The 2,554-nt window shown below is 44.8% G+C and carries 2 protein-coding genes; both read left to right on the top strand.

The window, feature by feature from the left end; translation table 11 throughout:
- Positions 1-166 precede the first annotated feature (166 nt).
- A complete protein-coding gene (istA, locus tag KWJ01_RS13215; RefSeq protein WP_224996935.1) occupies positions 167-1,720 on the top strand; it encodes an IS21 family transposase in 1,554 nt (517 codons plus the stop codon).
- Positions 1,721-1,735: 15 nt separating this feature from the next.
- Entirely contained in the window at positions 1,736-2,473 is a 738-nt protein-coding gene (gene istB / locus KWJ01_RS13220) for an IS21-like element helper ATPase IstB (protein WP_224996936.1), read from the top strand.
- Positions 2,474-2,554 lie beyond the last annotated feature (81 nt).

Genomic DNA, 2,554 nt, shown 5'->3' on the forward strand with positions numbered 1-2,554 from the left:
TGGCTAATTCGCTTCGATTTGTGCCACTGATTTCGGTTTGTTAGTGCCAGTGTTTCCGGTTCAAACTGTGCCATTATATGGGGGCAGTCTTGCCTGATTCCGGTTCGATTTGTGCCACTTTGGAAGATCAAGCAAAACCGGCTATATCGTAAAACAAAAAAGCGATATGGCAAATACACTTGATCCTATGGACATAAAACAAATCATCACCCTACATCTGGATGGATTTAGCAACCGTGCCATCGGCGCTACCCTTGGAATTTCCCGCAATACAGTTAACACGTACATGAAGCTAATTGAGGCTTCTGATTACCAGCCTAAAGAACTGCTAAGATACGATCATGCCGCTTTAAAGGAGCTGTTTCCATCCTACACTACCATCGTTAATGATCGCTTTAATGAGCTGATGGTATATTTTGAAAAAGTAAACCAGGCGCGCAACCATCCTGGTTTTACTTTTCTCTACCACTACAATGAGTATAAGCAGCAGGCCAAAGAAGCCTACAGCTATACCCAGTTCATGGAACATTACAACCGCAAATATGCTAAGGTAAGGGGTTCTATGAAGCTTGAGCATGAGCCCGGCAAGGAGCTCTTTATTGACTTTGCCGGCACAAAGCTCTATATCATCGATAAAGAAACAGGCGAGCAAAAACCAGTTGAGGTTTTTGTGTCCATCCTTCCCAATAGCCAATATACCTATGTAGAGGCCTGCAGGAGCCAAAAGCGGGAAGATCTGATCTGCTGCCTGAACAATGCACTGGCTTTTTATGGAGGAGTGCCTAAAGCCATTGTATCGGATAATTTAAAATCTGCCGTTACCCGGGCCAGTAAGTATGAGCCGGACATTAACCGCTCTTTCAAGGATTTTGCCCATCATTACAACTGCGTGATCAATCCCACCAGGAGCTATTCTCCACAGGACAAAGCACTCGTAGAGAATGCAGTACAGCTAAGCTATCAACGCATTTACTACCCCCTACGGGAGATGCTTTTTTTCTCTTTACAGGACCTCAATAAAGAGATAGCTAAATTACTCTGCACTTATAACGACTTGCTTTTTCAACGAAAAGCAGCCAGCAGGAAAGAGCTTTTCCAGTCCGTAGAGCGGCAGTATTTAAAACCCCTGCCTTCAGGTAAATACCAGCTTAAGGATTACGTAAGGGCGAAGGTGCAGAAGATTGGCTATGTTTACTTCTCCCCTGATAAAAGCTATTACACTGTTCCTTATCGCTATATCGGCAAGTCAACGCTTATTCATTATACGCCCACCACTGTAGAGATCTACCATTACCATGAACGCATAGCCATACATCCGCGCAACCCTTCCATGGGGCGCTATAACACCAATAAAGACCATTTAAGCAGCACCCATAAAGATTATTCTGACTGGAGCCCGGAACATTTTCAAAAGAAGGCTGCCGGTCATGGTCCTGATGTAGAGGCCTGTATAAAAGCCTTGTTTGCTCATTGCGATTATCCGGAAACTGCTTACAAAAGAGCTATGGGTATTATTCAGCTGCATCGCCTCTATGGCTCACAGAGACTTAATAGCGCCTGCCGGCGTGCTGTTCATGGACAGGCAATCTCCTATACCCGCATTAAGAACATCCTGGAAAACAGGCTTGACAACGACTCTTTAGAGGTTAGTAAGGAGCGTACAGCCAAATCTCATATTCCTGCCCATTCTAATATTCGCGGGGCGCAGGCTTATAAATAATCACTATATAAACAGATGAACAACAATCAAACAGTAGAAAAGCTAAAAGGGATGCGTCTTTCTGCCATGGCAGAGCTGCACCTTCAGCACGTTAAAAACAACCGGCTCAATGAGGTGAGCCCCGATGAATACCTGGCCATTCTGGCAGATCATGAATGGGAGGACCGGCAAAACAAGAAAATTACCCGCTTGCTTGATCAGGCAGGTTTTCGCCAGAAAGCCTCTACTGCAGAGGTAAGCTTTGCTGGAGCCAGAAACCTGGATAAGAACATGTTTAACCGCTTAAGTACCCTGGACTTTATAGACAGAAAAGAGAATATCATCCTTACAGGTGCCTCGGGAGTTGGTAAAAGCTATCTGGCCCAGGCGCTCGGCCACCAGGCTTGCCTGATGGGCAAAAAGGTGCTGTATACTAATACCGCCCGCTTACTGGCTAAGCTAAAACTCTCAAAAGTAGATGGTACTTATATCAGGGAACTTAAAAAGCTATCATCGGTGGAGCTGCTTATCCTGGATGATTTTGGATTGCAAGCTTTTGATACTCATGCCAGAGAGGCGCTCATGGATATTATTGATGACAGGTTTAATCAGGTGGCTACCATCGTATCTTCGCAAATACCCGTCTCTGCCTGGTATGATATCATTGGGGAAGGTACTATTGCTGATGCTATTTTAGACAGGCTGGTGAACTCCTCTCACAGAATAGACCTGAAAGGAGAGTCATTAAGAAAAGGAATTTTGAAAAACGAGTAACTAATTTTCACTACTTTGCAGCATCTTTCAAAGTGGCACTGTTTGACCGAAATCCCTGGCATGGTCCCACCGAAATAGCCA

Source organism: Cesiribacter sp. SM1, from assembly GCF_020178975.1.
Taxonomy (GTDB): domain Bacteria; phylum Bacteroidota; class Bacteroidia; order Cytophagales; family Cyclobacteriaceae; genus Cesiribacter.